Origin of the sequence: Cupriavidus sp. TMH.W2 (assembly GCF_050847365.1) — a bacterium.
In the GTDB taxonomy this organism is placed as follows: Bacteria; Pseudomonadota; Gammaproteobacteria; order Burkholderiales; family Burkholderiaceae; genus Cupriavidus.
Window position 1 is genome coordinate 1,618,061 of sequence record NZ_CP193793.1, and the last position, 22,006, is coordinate 1,640,066.

The window sequence follows — 22,006 nt, forward strand, 5'->3', positions numbered from 1 at the left end:
GAAGGCATGGCCGCAAGGAAATTGCGGCCATGGGAATTCTACTCCGCCGCGCCCGCGTTCGGACAATCAGGCCCCGGCCGGCTCCGGCAGGCTCGCGGCGCTGTCGCCATGCCGCCGGTAGCGGCCCAGCGACAGGGTCAGCGCGCCGGCCACCAGCAGCATGCACGGCAGCACCAGCAGCGGCGCTCCGTAGCTGCCGTAGCGGTCGAACCACACGCCCAGCCCCACCGGCCCGATCACTGCGCCAAAGCCATAGCCCGAGAACGCGATGCCGAACAGCGCGCCGAACGAGCGCAGCCCGAAGTACGACCGGACCAGGAAGGAGATCAGGTCGCCTTCCGCGCCGATGGTCAGCCCGATCAGGGTGGTGGCGACCAGCAGCACCTGGTAGTCACTGGTGACACCAAGCAGGTAGATCCCCACCGCGCCGCCAAGGAAGAACACACAGGCCACGAACGGCGCATGGATGCGGTCGATCAGCACGCCAGTCAGGATCCGGCCGATCAGCAGCCCGACACCGACCATCGAGGCGCTGCGGGCCGCGTCCGCGGGGCTGAATCCCTTGTCCACGAACATCGCCGGCAGGTGCGGGCCGAGCGACAGCGTGGCCGAGGACCCCAGCACGAACACCGCCCAGATCGCCCACAGGCGATAGCTGCGCACAGCCTGCCTGAGCGGAATACCGTCCGCCGCCGGCGCCAGCTTGCTGGCCCGGGCAGTACCAGTCTTGCCCCGCTCGCGCAGCAGCGCGCAGGCCAGCAGCGACAAAACGATTGATCCGATACCCAGTGCGACATACGCGGTGCGCCAGCCGTAGCCGGTCACCAGATGCTGCGCGGTGGCCGGCATCAGCACTGTGCCCGCACCCAGCCCGCACATGGCGATGCCAAGCGCCAGGCCCAGGCGGCGGTCAAACCATTGCGGCAGCACGGCAAGATAGCCAAGCACAGAGGTCGCTGCGCCGAACACCCCGACCACTACCGACAGGCTGACCCAGAGCGCCTTGCTGCCGTTCTGCAGCGCCATGCACGCCGTCGCCAGCCCGAACACCAGCGCCGACACGGCAATCACCCGACGGATGCCGAAGCGGTCCATCAGGGTCCCGACCAGCGGGCTGACGATCGCCAGCCCGAACATCGAGGCCGCATAGGACAGCGACGCTTCCGAGCGCCCCCAGCCGAATTCCGCGGCCAGTGGCCGCGCGAACACGCCCGCGGTGGCATTGAATAGCGGGGCATAGCCCGCCAGCATTCCCAGCGCCGCGCCGAGGATGACGGCGGCATAGGTCCATCTGCCGGCGGCGGGCACCGGTTGGAGGGCTTGTTGCATGGGTTGTCTCCGTTGCAGGATTCAAGCCGCCTCTGCGGGCGGCGGTCAGGGTGCCGGCGGCGCGCGCCGCCAGCGTTACGCTCAGGCCAGTCCGGCCTTGCTGCCGAGCAGCGCGCCGGCATCGGGCGCCTCGGCGCGGATGCCGAGGCGGCGCATCATCTGGCGCGCGGTGCAGATCGCGGTCGAGGTCACGGGGAGGCCCAGTGCCAGCTGGGCCTGTTCGATCGCCGGCAGCGAGGGCATCTGTACGCAGGCGGACAGCACCACCACGTCCACGCCGGCGGTATCAAGCCGCTTGACGTCTTCCAGCAACTGCATCGGGTCGCGTGCGCCGACGTCCAGATTGTCGAGGATCGAGAAGTTGATGGCGTCCTTGACGGCAATGCCTTCGCTCTCGATGTACTCGACCACGGTTTGCGTCAGCGCGTCGCTGTATGGCGCGAGCAGCGCGATGCGCCTGGCGCCGAAGTCCTTGAGCTCCTCCACCAGCGCGCCGGCCGAGGTCATGATCGCCGGCCGGTAGGGCACCCCGTCGATGGCCGCGTTCAGGTCCTCGATCACCTGGCGGTGATAGCCCTTGCCCATGCACATGGTGGCCACGAGGCACGCCGTGCTCATGAGATCGACGCGCGCGTCGGCGAGCTCCTGCGCGCAGCGGCCCATGTCGCGGTTCATCCTCTCAAGCTCCTCCGCCACCACCCGGTGCATGCGCACGCGGCTGGCGTGGAAGGAAAAGCGTTCAGGCAGCACCTGCATGCGCCCGGCAAAGATGGCCGGCACCTCGCGCTCCATGGTGATATTGGAGCTGGGAACGATCTGTCCGATTCTGTATGGCATGATGATTGACGGGATAAGCCGCGCTACGCGGCGGGACGCAGGAAGGCCGACAGCGCCGTGCGCAGCGATTCCGGGATGGGGGTGCCGACGCGCTCGTCCAGCCGCACGCAAATGGGAGAGAACATGGCGTCGAACACCGGCGAGCCGTCCGGGCGCCGCGCCATGCAGCGGATGTCGTAGGAGCGCGTGCGGATGGCCTGCACCCAGCATTCAATGTCGATCACATCATCCGGCCATAGCGTGCCGATGAATTCGAAGCGCATGGCCTTGCATGGCGTGCCCACGTCGTGCAAGGCGCCAAGGCGGCCGGCGCCACCAGCGATATGGTCCGAGAACAGGCCGACCGCGCCGAGCAGGTAGTCGGTAAAGCGCCCGGTGTAGACCACGCCGGCCGGGTCGCAGTCGCCCCAGCGCACCGTGCGGCGCACCACGAAGGGCGCGTCGCTCAGCACATACTCGGTCGCGCGGATCATGGCTGCTGCCCCGCCGCCACCGGCACGCCGGCCGCCGTCAGTTCAGCCAGCAGCTTCGGGTATTGCTCCTTGAGCCGGTTCAGGTCGACGCGGCCGGTGCGGGTCATGAAGCGGAACACAAACTCATGCGGCGTGGGCAGGTCCATCCATTCGCGGATGCGCTCGTACCAGTTGTAAGAGGCCTCCGAGGCACGGATCAGCTTTGCCTTCTCGGGGCGGCGCACGGTGTCGTAGCGGCGCAGCGCGGCCGGCACGTCGTCCGGGGCGGCGACGATGGCATCGGCAAGCGCAATCGCATCTTCCATGGCGATGCGCGTGCCCGAGCCGATCGAGAAGTGCGCACTGGTCAGCGCATCGCCAATCAGTACCTGGTTGCCGACATGCCAGGTGTCGTTGACGATCACCGGGAACTGGCGCCACGCCGAGTTGTTCGAGACCAGCCGGTAGCCGCCCAACTCGGGAGCAAAGATCCGCTCGAACAGCGCCTGGCGCTGTGCCTGCGTCATCGCCTCCATCCCGGAATCGATCCAGGTCTGGTGGTCGCACTCGGCAACGAAGGTGCTCATCGAGTCCGAGTACGGGTAGTAGTGCGCGACGAAGTACCCGCCCTCGTGCTTGCGGAACACCAGCGCCGGATTGGGGAATGCCTTCTCCACCCCATACCAGGCGAAATGGTTGGTCAGGCTGTGGCGCCGGGTGCCGAAGCCGGCTTCATTGGCACCGCGCAGCAGCGAGTTGACCCCATCGGCACCCACTACCAGGTCCGCGTCGATCGCCGAGAAATCGCTGATGCGCTGGTTGTAGGCGACCCGCACGCCCAGTTCGCGCGCACGCGCCTGCAGGATCTGCAGCAGGCGGATGCGCGGGATCGCGCCGCCGCCCGCGCCGGGCCGCTTCATCGTGATCGGGAAGTCATGGCTGACGATGGCATGGCGGTCGCTGAAGCGCATCGCCCTGGCGAGCTCGTCAATCACCGTCGGCGACGCCGCGCGCAGGCTGGACAGGCCGGTGTCGGCCAGCACCACGCCGAACCCGAAGGTGGCGTTCTCCGGATTCTGCTCGTAGATGTCGATGTCGACCTCGGCCAGCCGCTCCTTGAGCAGGATCGACAGGAACAGGCCCGACGGCCCGCCCCCGATGATGGCGATCTTCATTTTGCGTCCCCGGGAGAAATGACCAGTGCGTCCATGTCGAACTGCTCGATGCGTCCGGCCAGGCCGCCGGTGAGCGCGCCGTACCAGACCGCAGGCTTGAAGCCCAGGGCCTTGCGCCCGAAGCGGATGCCGGGGTTGCCGTCGATGCGCACGTAGCCATTGCCCAGCGCGGTGGTGGCGTAGCCGTCGGTCTTGCCGGCCACGTCGATGAGCGCCGCAAACTCGGGCACGTCCAGCACGAACACCGATGCCTTGCCGCCCTGCGCGCCGGTGCCAATCGAGTCGGCCTTGCGCTGCCACACCGGCTCGATCGAGCCGAACCGCGTGCCGTCCCTGGACTCATTCTCCAGGGCAATGGCGGCGTCGATGGTCAGCTTCGCATCCAGTGCGTCCGCTTCGCTGAACGGGCGCACCTGCCACGTGATCTCGATCGGATAGCCGTTGGGGTCGTTGAAGTAGATCGACTCGATCACCTCGTGGCGGATCTGGTAGCGCAGCGGAATACCCACTGCCTCCACGCGCTGGCGCCACAGCAGCAGCTCGGCCTCGTCGCGCACGCGCCAGGCGGTATGGGTGGCGCGGTCCTGATAGTGCTCGCGCACGGTCAGCCAGTCAGGCCGCTCGGTGCCGATGTAGTAGAAGAAGGCGATGGTGCTGCCATTGCCGCTGTCGAAAAAGAAGTGCAGGAAATCGGCATGGTTGTCCGGGCCCCAGCCCTTGGCCGAGATCGCGTGCACCAGCGGCAGGCCGAGCAGGTCGCGGTAGAAATGCACAGTTTCGGCCAGCTTCCAGGTCGGTCGCGCGGTGTGGTGGACACCATGCAGCTGCACGGACGGCGCTGCGCCGGGTTTCGTCGCTTCGGTCATATCACTTCCCTTCGGTGGTGGTGCTGAAAGCCGCTTCGCTCTCCAGCAGCTGGATGATCTGCTGGCGCAGCAGCGCCTTGCTAAGCTTGCCGGACGCGGTCAGCGGGAATTCGCTGACGACTTCGAGCCGCTCCGGCCATTTGAATTTCGCCAGGCCGGCTTCCTCCAGGTATTCGGTGAGCTGCGGCAGCGTCAGTCCGGTGGCCGGCGGCTTGGGCACGATGAAGGCGCACACACGCTCGCCGTAGACACGGTCGGGCATGCCCACGACGGCAGCGCCCAGCACCGCGGGATGCAGGTTGATGACGTTCTCCAGTTCCTCGGCATTGATCTTCTCGCCGCCGCGGTCGACCACGTCCTTGATGCGGCCGCAGAAGAAGTAGTAGCGCTTGCCATCGACCATGCGCGACGACATCAGGTCGCCGGAGCGGTAGAAGCCGTCGGCGGTGAAGCGCGTGGCGTCTTCCTGCTCGGACTTGTAATAGCCGCGGATCGTGTAGGGGCCGCGGAACAGTGCTTCGCCCACCTCGCCATCCGCAACCGGCGCTTCCGTGCCCGGATGGACGATCCTCACTTCATCCCAGGCCGAGACCGGGCTGCCGACCGAGGTGTCGCGGATCTCCTGCGGGTCGTCGCGGCGGGTAAACATGATCACCCCTTCGGTCATGCCGAAGATATGGTGCGTCGGCGAGCCGGTCAGCCGGGTCAGGCCGGCCGCATTCTTGGGTGCAACGAAGTTGCGGCGGGCGCGCCCGGCGGCATCGGCCCTGGCCAGCTCCGGCGCGATGCGCGTAAGGATGGGGCCGGCCACGCCGAACCAGGTCGGGCGGTAGTCCCGCACCAGCCGTTGCAGGGATTCCTCGCCGATATCGGGCGTCACCGTCACCGTGGCGCCGCACAGCAGGAACGGGCCGAAGAAGCAGCCCATGTTCAGGTTGTGCATGTACGGCGTGGGAAAGAACAGCACGTCGTCCTGCGTGTAGCCGTTGCATGCCGCGACCGCGCGCATGTTGTACAGGTACTCGCTCTGGAAGCGCGGGATGATCTTGGGCACGCCGGTGGTGCCGCCCGAGAGCTGGAATACCGCCGCCTGGAAGGGATCGTGGCTGACCTCGGCCAGCAGCGTGCGCGCCTGCGCCAGCGGCATGTCGCGGATCAGGTCCGCCAGCAATACCGCATTGCCGCGCCGCTCGCCGCGCGCCTGCAGGATGTAGGCAAAGCTCGGCACTTCGGCCTGCATCTCCCGTGCAAACGCCACATCGTCGAACCTGGAGTCGTCGCCCTGCACGAAGTGCAGGCGCGCCTCGCACAGGTTGCCCAGGTAGCCGATCTCCAGCTTGCGGAACGCCTGCAGCGAGCACAGCGGGATGATCCCGGCCTTCAGGCAGGCAAAGAAGGCCAGCAGCAACTCATTGCAGTTGCCGCACTGGAACACCGCGCGGTCCAGCGGCTTCATGCCCAGCGCCAGCAGCGCCGCGCCCAGGCGGTCGGTCTGCTCGTCGAGCTCGCGATAGGTCAACTGGCCCTCCGGCCCGGCCAGCGCCAGGCGATCGGCATGGCGGCGGAACGACGCCTGGAACGCGCCGGCCAGCGTCTCGCCGGTCAGCACGCCTTCCGCGACATAGTGGCGCAGGCGGTCTTCATCGGGATATCGGACGCCGGCCAGCAACTGCGGGGGGCGCATGGTGTGGATTTGCAGCATGTCTGTCTACCCTTGTCTGTCATGGAGCAGCGCGCGGCAACGTCGGGGGGACGGCGCCCTGCTCTGTTGCTTCGTTTTCGGCGCGCTTACACCATGTTTGCGCGCAGCCATTCGACGATGTGGCGGCCGGCGATGCGCTGGCCAGGCTCTTCGTCCCGGCTCAGGGCCATGCCATGGTGATTGCCGCGCACGCGGATATGCTGTTTGCGCTCGCTGGGGATCTGGCGGTAGATCGCCTCGATATCGGCCGGGAATGTGCATTGGTCGCCGGTGTACTCCAGCAGCAGGGTCGGCTGGTGCAGCGCGCCGAGGGTCTTGTCCAGCGCCGCGTTGGACGACAGGCCGGACCAGGTCGACAGCCACGACTCCGGCGTCACCACGCGCCCGAAGCCCACGCTGCCCCAGTTCGACACGAACGGGTCCTTGCCCCACAACGAGCCGGTCTTGCGGTCGGACGGGTCGAGCGAGATATCCCACGAGCGCAGGTCGGCATCGGTGCGCCAGACCTGGAAGACCGGGGCATGGGCGGCAACACGGCGGTCCGCGTCGGAGCCGGTACCGGCCTTGATACGTTGCCGCGCCTCATGCTTTGCCTTGAGCATCTGCGTGGCCCGCGCGTCGATGCGGGCCACGCGTTCGACCTGCGCCGCGCGGTAGCGCTCGACAAACGCCGGCGCGTACTGGCCGCGTCCGCTGGCGGCATCGAAGCCATTGGCCGCGGAGAACGGGTCCAGCGTCGCGTCGGTCTGCATGGGATCGTCCTCGTCGGTCACGGAAGGATCGACGCCGCTCATCAGCAGCTTGCCCTGGCCGGGATGCGGCGATACCAGGATCATGCCGTCCACCTCCGGCATCTGCGCTTCAGCAAGGTTGGTCGGGCGGCCGCCCGGGGTCCGCGCGACCCGCTGTCCGGGCGGCGTCAGCGCCTGCTGGTTGTAGAAGGTATAGAGCCCCGCGCCGCCGGAGTTGCCCAGCAACACGATACGCTCGTAGCCCAGTTCGCGCAGGTGCGTCATGCCGGCGGCAACGTCGAGCAACGCCAGCTCATGTTCGAGGCGCAGGTCGTTGCCGATCGAGCGCGGGCCCTGCACCCAGCAGGCGCAGCCGGCGTCCAGCACGAACGGCACCAGGTAATGCGTGATCGCCATCTCGCGTGGATGCATCAGCGAGACCACCGTCTTTTCCTTGCCGGTCGCCGTGAACAGGAAGCCTAGCGTGCGCTGGCCGTCTGCCGTGTCGAGTGCGTAAGGCACCATCTGGTAAGGGCGGGACATCAAGCGCGCGTCCCATGATGCGCCTCGCATTCCAGCGGTTACCAGCCCTTTGTCTTGATCTGTCACGATGTCTCCTGTGGTAATTGCTACCGTCTCAATAATGTAGGTTTTATTTGATATGGCGTCAAATAATGGTAAACCTTAGCGCGGTGCTGTTTGGCTGGGTCGCTTATTGCTGTGCAGGCGGTTGGCGTGCGCTTGGCGGGCGTGGGCTGCTTCGCCGGTGTAGGCGGCGGGCCTTCTGCTCGTTGGCTTGCTTGTTGGGTATGTAGGTCGGGTTCCCTGTTGTCGTAGGTTGGACCGCCTGGTTCCGCCCTGCTGGGCGGGTCACTTTTTGGCCGAGCGGTGTGTGTCAAGGTAGTTGTCGCGTTCGCCGTCATGCAGCTTTCCGGTATTCCTTGGGTTCCTATTCAGCTCGCTCGGGGTTCAGGTAGACCACTGGCTCCAGCTTCCAATTCCGGATTCCCCGCGACCAGCGCTGCGGATGTCGGGTGCGGGCTGCCTGATACAGCATCGTGCGTCGCGCCAGCAGGGGCACCGCTTCCTCGCGGTGCCGCTGGTTCGGCGTGACGTACTTCAGGCCACTGTGGCGGTGCTCCTCGTTGTACCAGTGCACGAACCGATGGACCCAATCGCGCGCTTGCTGCAGCGTATCGAATGGCCGATCCGGCCACAGCGGGCAATACTTGGCTGTGCGGAACAGCGCTTCTGCGTAAGCGTTGTCATTGCTCACGCGCGGGCGACTGTATGAGGGCTGCACGCCCAGGTAACCCATCGTCGCCAGCATCGTCCCTCCTTTCATGACGCTGCCATTGTCCGAATGCAGCACCAGCGGCCGCCCGGCGGTCTGCTCGCGCAGGCAGCCTAGCGACAGCAGTTGGCTGGCATGTTCAGCCGATTCGCTCTCGTGCACCTCGTTGACTACCAGCTTGCGGCTGTAGATGTCCTGCATCATGTACCAGTAAAAGAAGCGACCTTTCACCGTCGTGGGCATCCACGTGATGTCCCAGCACCACACCTGGTTCGGTCCGTCGGCGCGGTGTGTAGTCAGCGGGCGCGAGGACTTGGCATTGTGGCTGCGCCCGCGCCGGCGCGCCTGGCCTTCGGCCTTGAGCACGCGGTAGAACGTCGACTCCGAGGCCACATAGCGGCCTTCGTCGGCCAGCTTCGGCACGATCTGGTGCGGCGTCAGGCTCTCGTAGCCGCGCTGGTTGGCCGCGGCCAGCACGGCCTGCCGCTCCGCCTCGCTGAGCTTATTGGCCGGCACTGGGCGCTGCGCGCCCGGGCGGCCATCCGCAGGCACATGACGCCAGCGCTGCAAGGTGCGCTCGTTCAGGCCCAACTCCCTGCAGGCGCTGGCTTGACGCGCACCGCTCTTTACCGCTTCATCGATCAACATGATGGCTTCGCGGCGATCCGAGACGTTGATCAGTCCTCCTCGTCCCTTCCCCAGATCGCCTCGGCTTTTTTTCGCAGCACCAGCAGCGCCGCTGTCTCCGCCAGCGCCGCATTCTTGCGCTTGAGTTCGCGCTCCAGATCGCGGATCCGTTTCTGGGCAGTCTCTTCCTCGCGGCGCTGCGCCAGGCCGGGCTTGGCCAGCGTCTTCGCGTTAGCCTGCTCACAGGCGGCGCGCCACTGCCGGATCTGTTCCGGCTGAATGCCCTTCCTGCGGCAGTATTCGGACAGCTCCGCCTCGCTCAGGGGCGCTGTCTCCAGCACCACCCGGAACTTGTCCGCACTTGACCACTTGTCACTCTGCTTGCCGTTGCCTGGCACAACCTGTCCTTGCTCTCGGGCTTCGTTGCGCCACGTACGCAGGCTCACCGTCGTGACACCCGTCTCCTTGGCCAACTCCACAACCGACCGATTCAAGGGCGGCATCATCTGCTCAACCACCCATTCCTTGTACTCCGCCGGATAACGCTTCATCTTCCAACCGTTACCGCCCTCCATTGTCCTTCATCGAAAGGCGGCGAGGCGACAACTATCCTGACATGGAGGGGAGCGCCAAAAAGTAACCAAAAAACGCGTCGCCTCTGGCGGCTGGCCACCAATTCCTCGGCGATGGTAGTTCGAGCGGTGGTGATTTCCGTTCGACGGGGTAGGTGGTTCAACCCTGCTACGCTCCCGGGATGTGCCTTGCGTCCACGGACTATTGGACGAACCCGACTTTAGGCTGTTGGCAGCCTTCTAACCAGGTTATCGGTAGGACGCCTACGGCTGCGCTGCGCGCACTCAGTATCTTAGGTCATGGGCCCTGGCACGGAGTGCGTCGCTGCGCTCGCACGGCGTTGTCGTGAATGATGCCGGGCCAACAGCGAATATCAGGAAGAGGTCCGCAGCTCTGCCACGCTAGGGCGTGCGCGCAGCGCAGCCGAAGGCGTCCGACCGACGCGGTACTTAGTAGGCTGCCAATAGCCTAAAGTCGGGTTCGTCCAATAGTCCGTTGATGTGGGCACAGACAGGGTGCGTAGCAGGGTCGAACCACCCACCCCATCGAACGGAAATCACCGCCGCCGGAACTACCAACATCGTGGAATTGGTGGCCAGCCGCCAGAGGCGACGCGTTTTTGGTTACTTATATGAACGCGCCCCGGTTTGCAAGGTAAAGCCAACATCAGGCTTGGACAGGATTGGCTGCAGACTTATATCCGGCCTTGCGGTGCAGGCCTGGCCTGCAGGCCCTGATGGATTTCGCCGGGAGTGTCCCTATCTTTTGGCCGTGCTTTGAGCACCAGTAACCAATTGGGCTTGCACTCCCGCGGTCCAACCTGTTTTGCCATCACGTGGACATTACCCTCGCAACCTGTGGACGGGTTCCTTGCTTGCTAGCTCAGGCCTGCCCGCTAGGCAGGCCTGACCGAGACGTAGTCTCGGTCATAGGTGCGGTCGTGGACCAACAGGGCCCAGATGGTACGCACCGTCTTGTTAGCCAGGGCAACAGCCGCGACGTTTTTCGGCCGTCGCTGGGCGAGCATCAGGCTCCAGCCGGGCTGGTTCTTTCTGCGCAGATGACTCAGCACGACCCGAGCGCCGTGAATCAGCAAGGTGCGCAGATAGGGGTCGCCGCGTTTGCTGATGCCGCTCAGCCAGACCTTGCCGCCGGTGCCGGTCTGTTTGGGCACTAGGCCAAGATAAGCCGCCAGTTGGCGCCCGGACTTGAAGGTGTGCGCGTCGCCAATGGTGGCAACCATGGCCGTGGCGGTAAGCATGCCGATGCCGGGAATGGCCAAAATCGTTTTGCAGGCCTGACTTTGCCGACCCCAGGTATCAATGCGTTGATCCAGGCGAGCTATCTCTTGATCGAGCCGTTCGATGCTTTGCAATTGTTCGCGCACGAACTCGAACAGCAAGGGCGGCACGTCCTGTTCGATTTCGTCCATTCGTTGCACGATTTCCTGCAGGCCAATCCGTAGCCCGGGACGGATCCGGATTCCGAACTCAAACAACGTGCCGCGCAATTGGTTGACCAGCATGGTGCGCATCTTCACGCGCAGCTGGCGCATGGCGTGCAGGCTGAGCACGCACTGTTGCGGCTCGGTCTTCGGGGCCACGAACGGCATCCCGGGCTGCTGCGCCGCGGTCCAGATAGCCTTGGCATCGGCCGCATCGGTTTTGTTCGTCTGCACGAACGGTCGCACGTACCTGGCGTGCAGCAGCACTGGCTCATGACCCAAGGCTTGCAGTTGGCGGGCCCACCAGTGCGCGCTGCCACATGCTTCGAGCGCGATACGTCCGGGCTCGCGATTCGCGAGAAACTCCAGCAGCTTGGGCCGGCTGAAGCGGCGGTTGGAACACTTGCCGGAAGGCTCGACCCAATAGAGCTGGAAGACAGTCTTTGCAATATCCAGGCCGTAAGTCGTAGTATTCATCTCGGGTCCCTCCATCCTCGCGTGGTTGGTGACACTCCCACTCTGGCACATCGATGCCGTTTCGTGATGGGGGACCCGCCTATCCTGTCACGTTTCCCCGGATGCACAACTGAACTACCGGCGCCTTTGATCGGAGGGCCGGGGCGCGTTCATTCCATCTTTTGTCGCTCGGACAAAAGTGACCCGCCCAGCAGGGCGGAACCAGGCGGTTAAACCTACGACAACAGGGAACCCGACCTACATACCCAACAAGCAAGCCAACGAGCAGGAGCCCAGCAGGCATTTCCTATCCAATGCTCGCCAGCCGCCCCCCCGCCGCCAGGAATACACCCGCATCCGTCTGCCAAGTAACGCGTCCGCCACGATGAGCATGCACCTGCATCTCCATCTTCATCGCCTCCATCACGGCAATCAGGTCACCTTCGTTGACCTCGTCACCCACCGCAACCTTCCAGGCCTGCACCGTGCCGGCGATCGGCGACGGCAGATCGGCCGGGTCGGCAGCGGCCGCCTGCGCCGGTGCTGCGGTGCTGCCCTGCCCCGGTGCTTCGGCGAGGCCGCGCAGCAGTTGCGCCGGCAGGCCGAGCACCATGCGGCGTCCGTCGATCTCGATGGCGGTGCGCAGCAGGCTGGCGTCGTGCTGCGGCTCGGCGCGGGTGGCTGCCGCCAGCGGCTCGGCGAAGTCGGACTCGATCCAGCGCGTGTGGACCTTGAAGCCATCCGCGCCCAGGAAATCCGCGTGGTCGATCACGGCACGGTGGAACGGCAATACGGACGCGACTCCCTCGATATGGAACTCGCGCAGCGCGCGGCGTGCGCGTGCCAGCGCCTGCTCGCGCGTGGCACCGGTGACGATGAGCTTGGCCATCAGCGAATCGAACGTGCCGGGCACGACCGAGCCCGATTGCACGCCGGCGTCCACGCGTACGCCGGGGCCCGACGGGGCCTCGAAGCGCTGTACCGGCCCGGGCGTCGGCAGGAAGCCGCGGGCCACGTCTTCGGCGTTGATGCGGAACTCGATCGAATGGCCGCGCGGAGCCGGCGTTTCGGTGATGGAGAGCGGCAGGCCGTCAGCGACGCGCAGTTGCTCGACCACCAGATCCACGCCCGTGGTCTGCTCGGTCACGGGGTGTTCGACCTGCAGGCGGGTATTGACCTCAAGGAAAGAGATCGCCCCGCTGGTGCTGAGCAGGAACTCAACGGTGCCGGCACTGGTGTAGTTGGCGGCGGCGCAGATGTCGCGGGCGGCGGCGTGGATGCGCACGCGCTGCGCATCGGTCAGGAACGGCGCGGGCGCTTCTTCGACCAGCTTCTGGTTGCGCCGCTGCAGCGAGCAGTCGCGCGTGCCCAGCACCACGACGTTGCCGTGCTGGTCGGCCAGCACCTGGGCTTCAATATGGCGCGGCTTGTCCAGGAACTGCTCGACAAAGCATTCGCCGCGGCCGAACGCGGTCACCGCCTCGCGCACCGCCGAGGCGAACAGCTCTTCGACCTCATCCATGCGCCAGGCGATCTTCATGCCGCGGCCGCCGCCGCCGAAGGCGGCCTTGATGATGATCGGCAGGCCGTGCTGCTCGGCAAAGGCCAGTACCTCGCTGGCGTCCGCGACCGGGTCGGACGTGCCGGCCACCAGCGGGGCGCCGACCTGCAACGCGATCTTGCGCGCTTCGACCTTGTCGCCCAGCCGGGCAATGGTGGCGGGAGACGGGCCGATCCAGGCCAGGCCGGCATCGATCACCGCCTGCGCAAAGGCCTCGCTTTCCGACAGGAAGCCGTAGCCGGGATGCACGGCATCGGCGCCGCTGCGGCGGGCGATATCGAGCAGCTTGGGGATATTCAGGTAGGTGTCCGCCGGACGGTCGCCGTCCAGGCCGTAGGCCTCGTTGGCCAGGCGCGCGTGCATGGCGTCGATATCGGCGTTGGCATACACCGCGACGGACCCTACGCCATAGTCGGCGCAGGCGCGGATGATGCGGACGGCGATCTCGCCACGGTTGGCAATCAGGACTTTCTTCATGGCAAATCTCGGTTGGGGCGTGTGCGCGCTCAGGCGACAGACGGCTGCAGTCCAGCCGGTTTCAGTTCTTCAAAGGGGCCGATCGGATTGAAGCGCAGCCAGGCGCCGACCGGAACCTGTCCGGCTCGATCCAGATGGTGGGGGGCCACGGCGCCAATCACGGGATAGCCGCCGGTCAGCGGATGGTCGGCCAGGAACAGCACGGGCTGGCCGCTGGGCGGCACCTGCAGTGCGCCGAGGGCGGTGCCCTCGCTGGCGAGTTCACCGGTGATGGCGCGCTCCAGGGGTATCTCGCCGGCCAGGCGCAAGCCCACGCGGTTGGACTGCGGCGTAACGTGCCAGCGCTGCGTGGCCAGCCGCGCAACGGACTCGGGGGTGAACCAGTCGGTGCGGGGACCGAGCACCACGTCCAGCACTACGTCCTGCCCGACCGTGGGCAGCTCGGCGGCAGGCAGCTCGGGCATACCCACCACGGCGCACGCCGGCGCGGGCAACAGGCCCAGCACATCGCCCACGGCCAGCGGCGCGGGGCCGACGCCGGCCAGGGTGTCGGTGGCGCAACTGCCCAGCACAGGCGCGACCCCAAAGCCGCCGCGCGCCGCCACATAGCAGCGGGCTCCGGCAACGGGCTGTCCGATGCTCAGCGTGTCGCCCTCGGCCAGCGCCACGGCCTGGTACCCCGGCACGCTCCACTGCCGGCCATCCGCAGTGCACACCGTCAGCGGTGCCTCGGCGCCGGTGACAGCCAGCACGGTTTCGCCCTGGCTTTGCAATTGCAGGCCGCCACCCACGGTTTCGAGCGCTGCGTGGTCGCTGCGGTTGCCCACCAGGCGATTGGCCGTCTTGAGGGCTGCCTGGTCCATCGCGCCAGAGGCCGAGACCCCCTGCCCTGCCTGCCCGTGGCGGCCAAGATCCTGGAACACGGTCAGCAAGCCCGTGCCCTTCACCTTCAGTGCCGCTGCGCCGGGCGCACCGCGTTCCTGGCTGCGTGTATCGCCCACTGTGGAAGCTTCAGGCCCCGTCGCTTCAGCATCGATGCCGCCGGCTGCGTCCAACGCGCCATCGAGCGTGGCGATATCGACAAAGCGCACGCGATACCCGGGCTGCAGCAGCGCAGGCTGTTCGCGGCCCAGATCCCACATGGCCACCGGCGTCACGCCGATGATCTGCCATCCACCGGGGCTGGCCTGCGGATACACGCCGCTGAAGGTGCCGGCCAGGCCCACGGCGCCGGCAGGGATCCGCGTGCGCGGCGTGCTGCGGCGCGGCACGTCGAAACTGGGATGGCCGCCGCTCAGGTAGGCAAAGCCGGGAGCGAAACCGGTAAAGGCAACGGTGTACTCGCTGCCGGTGTGGCGGCGCACCACTTCCTCGGGCGTGATGCCCAGCAGATGCGCGACTTCGGCCAGGTCCTCGCCGTCATAACGGACAGGAACCTCGACCAGGACACTGCCGCGCTCGACGCGCTGCGACAGGTCGCGCGCGGCGATGGCCTGCACCAGCGCCGCGGCGCTGGTGGCCGACGGGCGGAAGTGCACGAGGATGGTACGCGCCGCAGGCACCAGCTCGGCCACGCCGGGAAGCGGGTCGCGCTGCAGCGAGGCCAGCAGGGCCAGGGTCTGGTCCAGGTCGGCCAGCTCCACCAGCAGTGCATTCGCGGTAACGGGCAGAAAACGCAAAACTAACTCCGCAATGACCCGGCGGTCTCAGACGTGGTACGTGCTGTCCGGCACGTCGGTAATGAACATGTGGCCCGGTGCGTGGGTCACGGCAAACGGCACGCCGGACGCCATTACCGCCGCCTGGGGCGTGACGCCGCAGGCCCAGAACACGGGGATCTCGCCCGGCTCGATGCGCACGGCGTCGCCGAAGTCGGGCCTGGCGAGATCGGCAATACCCAGCGCGGCCGGGTCACCCACATGCACAGGCGAGCCGTGCACCGACGGGAACCGTGCGCTGATGGAGACCGCGTCGGCCACCCGATGCGCGGGGATGGGCCGCATGGACACGACCATCTCGCCATGCAGGCGGCCCGCGGGGCGGCACTGGCGGTTGGTGCGGTACATCGGCACATTGGAGCCGTCGGCGATATGCCGCACCTCGATGCCAGCCTCTTGCAGCGGCGTTTCGAAGGTGAAGCTGCAGCCGATCAGGAAGGTGACCAGGTCGGGGTGCCCGGCCCACAGAGAGGTGGCATCCGCCACCTCCTCCACCAGCTTGCCGTCGCGCCACACGCGATACAGGGGGATGTCGGTGCGGATGTCCGCCCCTTCCGCCAGCACGGTCTGGTGCGCGCCCGCCTCGATCACGTCGAGCACGGGACACGGCTTCGGATTGCGCTGCGCATAGAGCAGGAAGTCCCAGGCCCAGTCGCGCGGCAGCGCGATCATATTGGCTTGCGTCATGCCCGGGGCAATGCCGGCGGTAGGCTGCACGGTGCCGGCACGATAGCTTGCGCGGGCTTCGCGCGCGGCATTTACGGCTGCGAGACGGGCGCGTTTCAGTGCGGAATCTTGCATGCGTATTCTCCAGTGTCAGGCCGCAGTCCGCGAAGGTGCCGCATTTGCCGGTGCATCCGTGCCAGCCCCGGCTTCGCCGAGCAATTCGCGCCCCTGCGTCTCCGGCAACAGCAGGCAGGCGATAACCACCAGCCCATAAGCGCCAGCTGCGAGATAGCCGATGGCTACGCCCAGCGACATCGATGCGCTCATGTGCCCGATCATGGCCGGGAATACCGACCCGACCGCACGGCCGAAGTTGTAGGTAAAGCCTTGTCCTGAGCCGCGGATATGGCTCGGATACAGTTCCGTCAGGTAAGCCCCCATGCCGGAGAAGATGCCCGACAGAAAGAAGCCCAGGGGGAAGCCCAGCACCAGCATCGCCGCGTCGGTGATCGGCAGTTGCGTATAGCAGATCACGAGCACGGCCGCGCTCACCGCGAACAGCATGAAGCACCGCCTGCGCCCCAGGCGGTCGGACAGCCAGGCGCTGGTCAGGTAGCCGGCGAAGGAGCCTGCGATCAGCACCATCAGGTAGCCACTGGTGTTGAGCACCGAGAGATTGCGCTCCATCTTGAGGTAGGTCGGCAGCCAGGTCGTCACCGAATAGTAGGCACCTTGCATACCGGTCGCCAGCAGGCTTGCCAGCACCGTGACGCGCAGCACGCCGGGCTTGAAGATCAGCATGAAGTTATTGCTTTGCCCGGTGCGCGCAAGCTTGGCCTTGGTTTCCTGATACACCTCGGGCTCGCTGAGATTGCGGCGGATATAGAGGATAAAGACCGCCGGCAGCACGCCCAGCCAGAACAGCACGCGCCAGGCGTATTGCTGCTCGAACACGGCATAGACCGCCCAGAATGCAATCGCCGACAGACCCCAGCCAATCGCCCAGCTGCTTTGCACCAGTCCAACGGCCTTGCCGCGGTGGCGGGCACGGATCATTTCGGCGATCAGCACCGAACCGACCGACCATTCACCGCCGAACCCCAGGCCTTGCAGCATGCGGGTCACGAACAGTTGCTCGGGAGACTGCGTGAATCCGCTCAGGAACGTAAACAAGCTGAACCAGAGCACGGTCAGCTGCAGGATCCGCACGCGGCCATATTTGTCGGCCAGGATCCCGGCCAGCCAGCCACCGATCGCCGAACTGATGAGCGCGCCCGTGGCGATGTAGCCGGCCTCGGCCTTGGTCATGCCCCACACCAGGATGAAGGTGGGGATCATGAAGGTATAGATCATGTAGTCGAATGCATCGACCCCGTAGCCGACAAAGGCGGCAAAGAGCGTCTTGCGCTCTTCTCGATTGGTTTCTTTAAGCCACATGGTTGCGCTCACTCTGGATAAGCATGCTGGTTGCCAAGCCTCGAATGACCGGTCGGGACCGATCGCCTTCGAGCCAGGGGCCGTCGCGGCGGGAAACAGCTGCCGGTAGCGAGCGACAACGCCATGCATCGGCTCCGGCTCCGCAGCCCCGACGTTGTTTAGCAAAACGCATACCATGTTGATCTATAAACACAGATAACTCAACCACCGCACTGATATTGTTGAACAATCCATGGCGATGATCGATCATGGTATACACCTAACTTAGGTTGCGGTGCATCATCCGCACCAACCCCGTGCATATTGTTCAACAATGTGCGTTAACATCCAGGCAGGCATGCCGGGACCAGCCGGCCGGAATCAAAGTCAACATGACATCCAGTTCTGACGCAGGAAGTTTGGCCGAGCGGGTCACTGAGCAGATTCGCCAACGCATCGTGCATGGCGAGTTTGCGCCCGGACAGCGCTTGTCGGAAGCGGCGCTGAGCGAAAACTTGCAGATCTCGCGCAATACCCTGCGCGAGACCTTTCGCGTGCTGACCAAGGAAGGCCTGCTCAAGCACGAGCCCAACCGCGGTGTGTCCGTGGCGATACCCAGCATTGCGGCCATCATCGACATCTACCGGGTGCGCCGCCTGATCGAGTGCCAGGCCATCGCCCAGGCCTATCCGAACCATCCCGCCAGGAAGCATCTGCGCGCAGCCGTGGAAATGGGGCTGCGCTGCCGCGACAACGGAGACTGGCAAGGCGCGGGGACGGCCAATATGGAATTCCATATGGCCATCGTGGAACTGGCTGACAGCGAACGGCTGAACGTGATGTTCTCGCACCTGCTCGCCGAGTTGCGCCTGGCCTTCGGCATGCTGCAGGACCCGGAATTCCTGCATGGCCCTTATGTCGAGATGAACCAGCACATCCTGCAGCTGTTGGAGTCGGGCAAGCTGGCAGAGTGCGCCACGGCGCTCAACGACTACCTGGTGCAGTCCGAGCGCATCGTGCTGTCGGTCTGCGCGCGGCATCCGGTTTTCAAAGGGCGTTGAACGGCTGACGCTGACCCCATGGCAGCCTCCCCGTCAGGAACCGCCGACTGCCCCACGATCCTGTTCGGGGCGTTCGATCGCCACAACTTCGGCGACTTGCTGCTGCCGCATGTCGTGCGCGCCCTGATCGGGCAGGCCAACCCATTCTGCGGTGGCCTGGCCGAGCGCAACCTGAGCATCCATGGCGGCCATCGGGTCCATACCCTGGCGCGGCTGGCGGCTGCCGTGGGCGACAGCGCCGTCGATGTCATCCATGTGGGCGGCGAAACCCTGACCTGCTCAGCCTGGGAGGCGGCCGTGATGCTGCAGTCTCCCGAACAGGCCCGGGCGGTGGTGGCGCGGCTCGATGCCCGGCCGCACGAGCGGACAGCCTGGGCCCAGGCGCAGCTGGACCTGCGGGACCTTGTCCCCTACCTGCTGCCTGCCGGCATGTTTGCCAACGTCAGGCGTGTCATTGTCCACGCAGCCGGCGGCATTGAACTTGGATCGGTTGAGCCTGCCATGCGGGCCGAGGTGGTAGCCAAGCTCGGGGCCGCCACCAGCGTCGGGGTACGAGACCAGCAGACTCGGGCCATGCTCGCTGAGAACGGCATTGCCTGCCGCCTGGAGCCGGATCCGGCCGTGCTGGTGGCCGAGCTGTTCGGCGACCGCATCCGCCGGCGCGCCCGCCAGGCCGAGTGCGCCCGCATCGTGTCGGGGTTCCCTGACGGATACCTCGCCGTGCAGTTCAGCGCGGATTTCGGCGACGACGAATCCCTTTCACAGCTGGCGGCCCAGCTCGAACGTATTGCCCGGGCCAGGAAGCTGGGGTTGGTGCTGTTTCGCGCCGGCGCCGCGCCCTGGCATGACGACCTGGCTTGCTACCAGCGCCTGGCGGCACGTTTGCACGGCACGCCCGTGGTCCTGTTTGACTCGCTCAACCTGTGGGATATCTGTGCGCTGATTGCGCACAGCCGGGGTTTCTTCGGCAACAGCCTGCATGGCGGCATTGTCGCCGGCGCCTTTTCCTTGCCATGGCTTGGCCTGCTCCGGGCCGCACAACCCCCTGGCGCCAGCAAACAAGTCGCCTTTGCCGCGACCTGGGGCGCGGCCGGGGCGTTGGCCGCGGTCATCGCACAGGATCTTGCGGCTGGCCTGGACGAAGCGATGGCGACCCAGGCCGCGCAGCGCAGGGAATTGGCCCGGGAATGGGCCGGGGCATGCAGGACCGCATTCCGCCTGGTTCAGGAGAACTAGCACGATAGGGCCCTCCCTTTCCCGCAGGCAGGGCTCGCTATCGGCACATCGCCATCCGCTGCACCCACGCCAGCGGGCTTCCGAAGAAGCCCGCCCGGGTTGCCGCCGCGTCAGGCTGGCACCTGCGTCCCCGCCGCAGCCGTTTTCTTCGAGAACAGGCTCCTGGACGCTGCAACATGGTTCTTCAGCACCGGCCGCAGCACCATGATCGCCAGGAAGGCCGCGGTCAGGTCCATGGCCGCAACGGTGTAGAGGACGGTGGACCACGTGCCGGTCGCCTCCATCATCAGGTTGCCGATCGGCACGAACAGTGCGCCGATGCCCTTGGCCGTGTACAGCACACCGTAGATCTTGCCGATGTGTTTGGTGCCGAAGGCATCGCCGGCCAGGGCCGAGAACAGCGAGTAGACCTCGCCCCAGGCCAGGAACACCACCCCCGACAGGATCAGGAAGGCGTACGGATTACTGCCGAAGTAGCCGAGCGCGATGATGCCCAGGCCTTCCAGCGTGAAGGCGATGACCATGGTCTTCTCGCGGCCGATGTTGTCCGAGATCCAGCCGAACAGCGGACGCGAGATGCCGTTCATGATCCGGTCCAGCATCAGCGCCAGCGGCAGCGCGGCCATCACGAAGAAGTGCAGGTCGACCTTGAACTCCTTCACGCCCAGGTCCTTGGCGATCACGCCAAGCTGGGCCACGGCCATCATGCCACCCGTGACGACCAGGACGAACATGACCAGCATCAGCCAGAACAGCCGGGTGCACAGTGCTTCCTTGAGCGTGTAGTCGCGCGTGGCCTGGACCAGCTTCTGCGACGCCTTCACTTCATCCGCCCTGGGCGAGCGCAGGAACCAGGCCGCGACAAAGGCGAGCGAGCCTTGCAGCAGGCCAAAGAACAGGAAGGTGTGCTGGAAGCCCTGCGACTCGATCATGGCCGCGATGGGCAGGATGGTCGCGGCGGAACCTGCGCCGTAGCCACCGGCGGTGAGGCCGACGGCAAGGCCGCGGCGGTCCGGGAACCACTTGAGCGCGTTGTTGATACAGGTGGCGTAGATCGAACCAACGCCCAGGCCTCCAACGGCCGCGCCGACGTAGAAGCCCGTCAGGGTGGTGGCCTGGGAGTTGATGCACCACGCCGCCCCGATAAACACCGCGCCGAAGGCAACCATCATGCGCGGGCCGAACTTGTCGATGAAGTAGCCCTCGATCGGCGCCAGCCAGGTCTGGACCAGCACGAAAACCGTAAACGCGATCTGGATGCTGGCGCGCGACCAGCCGTAGGTGTCCTGGATCTCCGGGACAAACAGGGTCCAGGCGTACTGGATGTTCGCGGTGGCGATCATGCAGACCACCCCGACGATCAGCTGCATCCAGCGCTTGCCTTCCGGGACCTGGTGGTGCGCGCCCAGGCCTGCTGCCGTTGGATTATTCATTGCACGCTCCTTGAATGGCTTGGCCATTTACCTGCGACCGGATGGACGAGTATATGGGCGGATATGCGGACGCGCTGCGCCTCAGCTTATGGGTGGCTGCTGGCATTTCATGTCTCCTGTGTCATTGGCATTTATTTTTCTCTTATAACGACGCCGACCTGAGGTCTCCGCCCTCACCTGTCTCAAGTTATGAGCGGCGATGGGATGCACAGTATGTGATATATCAAGTAAGTCAAGCGAAAGGCATGGCAGGGTTTTCACTGAACTTATGCCGGGAAGGGATCGGCGTCAGATATTCACGTTGAATTTGCATCCAAACCCCTGGATAAATGCTCCGACCACGATTCGGCTAAATCTTCGAATTCCTTTACTGGCGCGGGTTTCAGGCATACACACGGCAATAAATAAGTGATTCTCATGAATGAATGATCAGGAAGACTGATTATTATCATTACGAAATTGTCATGATTACAAAAACGTCATCATTACAGATATGTCATGATTATCTTTGCCGCCGATTGAAAACAGGAATGGATGAAACTGATTGATTCATAATTGACACTCACCAGCCCCAAAAAAAATGCCCGCAGGCAAGCCTGTCGGGCTGAGGCATGATGCGTGACATCGGCCGCAACATGTAGTTGCAGTTATAGGCGATTTGCCGGATCTGACAAATAGAAATGGACCATTTAATATGAATTATCGGTGAAAATACGAGAAAACCCTGACCGGATTTTCAGGAAAGACGGCGAAATACCTTCGAATCGAATCAAAAAAATGACAATAATGTCATGCCCCCGGTTCACGGTGCCCCCGGGCATGGGTCCGGGATTTATTGATGTTTCCAGAACTCACCATAACGCTTCCTGCTTGTCGTCCCCGCGAAGGCGGGGACCCAGTGGCTTTATCCCCGAAGGGGACGTGAAGACGCTGGATTCCCGCCTTCGCGGGA

Annotated in this window: 17 protein-coding genes; 2 read left to right on the forward strand and 15 right to left on the reverse strand. The window is 65.2% G+C overall.

Going from position 1 to position 22,006, the window contains the following annotated elements; all coding sequences use genetic code 11:
- Positions 1–66 precede the first annotated feature (66 nt).
- The 14 genes from ACREYQ_RS24910 to ACREYQ_RS24975 form a co-directional block, all read right to left on the reverse strand.
- A complete protein-coding gene (locus ACREYQ_RS24910) occupies positions 67–1,329 on the reverse strand; it encodes an MFS transporter (protein WP_432260659.1) in 1,263 nt (420 codons plus the stop codon).
- A gap of 81 nt (positions 1,330–1,410) precedes the next feature.
- On the reverse strand, positions 1,411–2,166 hold the full coding sequence (locus tag ACREYQ_RS24915; RefSeq protein WP_432260660.1) for a maleate cis-trans isomerase family protein: 756 nt from the start codon (positions 2,164–2,166) through the stop codon (positions 1,411–1,413).
- A 23-nt stretch (positions 2,167–2,189) separates the two neighbouring features.
- Positions 2,190–2,639, reverse strand: a complete 450-nt coding sequence (locus ACREYQ_RS24920; RefSeq protein ID WP_432260661.1) for an acyl-CoA thioesterase — start codon at positions 2,637–2,639, stop codon at positions 2,190–2,192.
- Positions 2,636–3,793, reverse strand: a complete 1,158-nt coding sequence (locus ACREYQ_RS24925) for an FAD-dependent monooxygenase (RefSeq protein WP_432260662.1) — start codon at positions 3,791–3,793, stop codon at positions 2,636–2,638. Before ACREYQ_RS24925 ends, ACREYQ_RS24920 begins: the two co-directional genes overlap by 4 nt.
- Complete coding sequence (locus ACREYQ_RS24930; RefSeq protein ID WP_432260663.1) at positions 3,790–4,659, reverse strand: VOC family protein; 870 nt, start codon at positions 4,657–4,659, stop codon at positions 3,790–3,792. The genes ACREYQ_RS24925 and ACREYQ_RS24930 overlap by 4 nt, the downstream gene beginning before the upstream one ends.
- Before the next feature lies 1 nt (position 4,660).
- Positions 4,661–6,361 carry an AMP-binding protein gene (locus ACREYQ_RS24935; protein WP_432260664.1) on the reverse strand — a complete coding sequence of 567 codons (1,701 nt, stop codon included), beginning with the start codon at positions 6,359–6,361 and terminating at the stop codon, positions 4,661–4,663.
- A gap of 86 nt (positions 6,362–6,447) precedes the next feature.
- Positions 6,448–7,635 (reverse strand): alpha/beta hydrolase, encoded by a 1,188-nt coding sequence (locus ACREYQ_RS24940; protein ID WP_432260665.1) that lies wholly within the window; start codon positions 7,633–7,635, stop codon positions 6,448–6,450.
- Positions 7,636–8,041: 406 nt separating this feature from the next.
- Positions 8,042–9,564, reverse strand: a protein-coding gene (locus ACREYQ_RS24945; RefSeq protein ID WP_432258225.1) for an IS3 family transposase whose coding sequence is annotated in 2 segments (ribosomal slippage) — positions 8,042–9,078 and positions 9,078–9,564 — 1,524 coding nt in all. Because the reading frame shifts where the segments join, the coding sequence is not laid out codon by codon here.
- A gap of 917 nt (positions 9,565–10,481) precedes the next feature.
- Complete coding sequence (locus tag ACREYQ_RS24950; RefSeq protein ID WP_432257737.1) at positions 10,482–11,507, reverse strand: IS110 family transposase; 1,026 nt, start codon at positions 11,505–11,507, stop codon at positions 10,482–10,484.
- Positions 11,508–11,793: 286 nt separating this feature from the next.
- On the reverse strand, positions 11,794–13,524 hold the full coding sequence (locus ACREYQ_RS24955) for an acetyl/propionyl/methylcrotonyl-CoA carboxylase subunit alpha (protein WP_432260666.1): 1,731 nt from the start codon (positions 13,522–13,524) through the stop codon (positions 11,794–11,796).
- A gap of 29 nt (positions 13,525–13,553) precedes the next feature.
- Positions 13,554–15,203, reverse strand: coding sequence for a 5-oxoprolinase subunit PxpB (gene pxpB / locus ACREYQ_RS24960; protein ID WP_432260667.1), 1,650 nt, complete (start codon positions 15,201–15,203; stop codon positions 13,554–13,556).
- Positions 15,204–15,230: 27 nt separating this feature from the next.
- Entirely contained in the window at positions 15,231–16,043 is an 813-nt protein-coding gene (locus ACREYQ_RS24965; RefSeq protein WP_432260668.1) for a putative hydro-lyase, read from the reverse strand.
- Positions 16,044–16,058: 15 nt separating this feature from the next.
- Positions 16,059–17,345, reverse strand: a complete 1,287-nt coding sequence (locus ACREYQ_RS24970) for an MFS transporter (RefSeq protein WP_432260669.1) — start codon at positions 17,343–17,345, stop codon at positions 16,059–16,061.
- A complete protein-coding gene (locus tag ACREYQ_RS24975) occupies positions 17,335–17,595 on the reverse strand; it encodes a hypothetical protein (protein WP_432260670.1) in 261 nt (86 codons plus the stop codon). The genes ACREYQ_RS24970 and ACREYQ_RS24975 overlap by 11 nt, the downstream gene beginning before the upstream one ends.
- A 121-nt stretch (positions 17,596–17,716) precedes the next feature.
- Between ACREYQ_RS24975 and ACREYQ_RS24980 the strand changes: the two genes are divergently transcribed.
- Together ACREYQ_RS24980 and ACREYQ_RS24985 are read left to right on the forward strand one after the other, a co-directional pair.
- The gene (locus ACREYQ_RS24980; protein ID WP_432260671.1) at positions 17,717–18,385 is read left to right on the forward strand and encodes a GntR family transcriptional regulator; all 669 of its coding nucleotides are present in this window, start codon (positions 17,717–17,719) and stop codon (positions 18,383–18,385) included.
- 18 nt (positions 18,386–18,403) lie between these two features.
- Complete coding sequence (locus ACREYQ_RS24985) at positions 18,404–19,621, forward strand: polysaccharide pyruvyl transferase family protein (RefSeq protein ID WP_432260672.1); 1,218 nt, start codon at positions 18,404–18,406, stop codon at positions 19,619–19,621.
- A gap of 110 nt (positions 19,622–19,731) precedes the next feature.
- Here ACREYQ_RS24985 and oxlT read toward each other — a convergent pair whose 3' ends face one another.
- Positions 19,732–21,054 (reverse strand): oxalate/formate MFS antiporter, encoded by a 1,323-nt coding sequence (oxlT, locus tag ACREYQ_RS24990; RefSeq protein ID WP_432260673.1) that lies wholly within the window; start codon positions 21,052–21,054, stop codon positions 19,732–19,734.
- Between the last annotated feature and the right edge of the window lie 952 nt (positions 21,055–22,006).

What these genes read in the sequence shown, in the direction of transcription:
- ACREYQ_RS24985 (WP_432260672.1), top strand. Translation starts at nt 18,404, where the DNA reads ATGGCAGCCTCCCCGTCAGGAACCGCCGACTGCCCCACGATCCTGTTC.
- ACREYQ_RS24925 (WP_432260662.1), bottom strand. Translation starts at nt 3,793, where the DNA reads ATGAAGATCGCCATCATCGGGGGCGGGCCGTCGGGCCTGTTCCTGTCG.
- ACREYQ_RS24980 (WP_432260671.1), top strand. Translation starts at nt 17,717, where the DNA reads ATGACATCCAGTTCTGACGCAGGAAGTTTGGCCGAGCGGGTCACTGAG.
- ACREYQ_RS24950 (WP_432257737.1), bottom strand. Translation starts at nt 11,507, where the DNA reads ATGAATACTACGACTTACGGCCTGGATATTGCAAAGACTGTCTTCCAG.
- ACREYQ_RS24970 (WP_432260669.1), bottom strand. Translation starts at nt 17,345, where the DNA reads ATGTGGCTTAAAGAAACCAATCGAGAAGAGCGCAAGACGCTCTTTGCC.
- ACREYQ_RS24935 (WP_432260664.1), bottom strand. Translation starts at nt 6,361, where the DNA reads ATGCTGCAAATCCACACCATGCGCCCCCCGCAGTTGCTGGCCGGCGTC.
- ACREYQ_RS24965 (WP_432260668.1), bottom strand. Translation starts at nt 16,043, where the DNA reads ATGCAAGATTCCGCACTGAAACGCGCCCGTCTCGCAGCCGTAAATGCC.
- ACREYQ_RS24955 (WP_432260666.1), bottom strand. Translation starts at nt 13,524, where the DNA reads ATGAAGAAAGTCCTGATTGCCAACCGTGGCGAGATCGCCGTCCGCATC.
- oxlT (WP_432260673.1), bottom strand. Translation starts at nt 21,054, where the DNA reads ATGAATAATCCAACGGCAGCAGGCCTGGGCGCGCACCACCAGGTCCCG.
- ACREYQ_RS24910 (WP_432260659.1), bottom strand. Translation starts at nt 1,329, where the DNA reads ATGCAACAAGCCCTCCAACCGGTGCCCGCCGCCGGCAGATGGACCTAT.
- ACREYQ_RS24940 (WP_432260665.1), bottom strand. Translation starts at nt 7,635, where the DNA reads ATGTCCCGCCCTTACCAGATGGTGCCTTACGCACTCGACACGGCAGAC.
- ACREYQ_RS24915 (WP_432260660.1), bottom strand. Translation starts at nt 2,166, where the DNA reads ATGCCATACAGAATCGGACAGATCGTTCCCAGCTCCAATATCACCATG.
- ACREYQ_RS24930 (WP_432260663.1), bottom strand. Translation starts at nt 4,659, where the DNA reads ATGACCGAAGCGACGAAACCCGGCGCAGCGCCGTCCGTGCAGCTGCAT.
- ACREYQ_RS24920 (WP_432260661.1), bottom strand. Translation starts at nt 2,639, where the DNA reads ATGATCCGCGCGACCGAGTATGTGCTGAGCGACGCGCCCTTCGTGGTG.
- ACREYQ_RS24975 (WP_432260670.1), bottom strand. Translation starts at nt 17,595, where the DNA reads ATGATCGATCATCGCCATGGATTGTTCAACAATATCAGTGCGGTGGTT.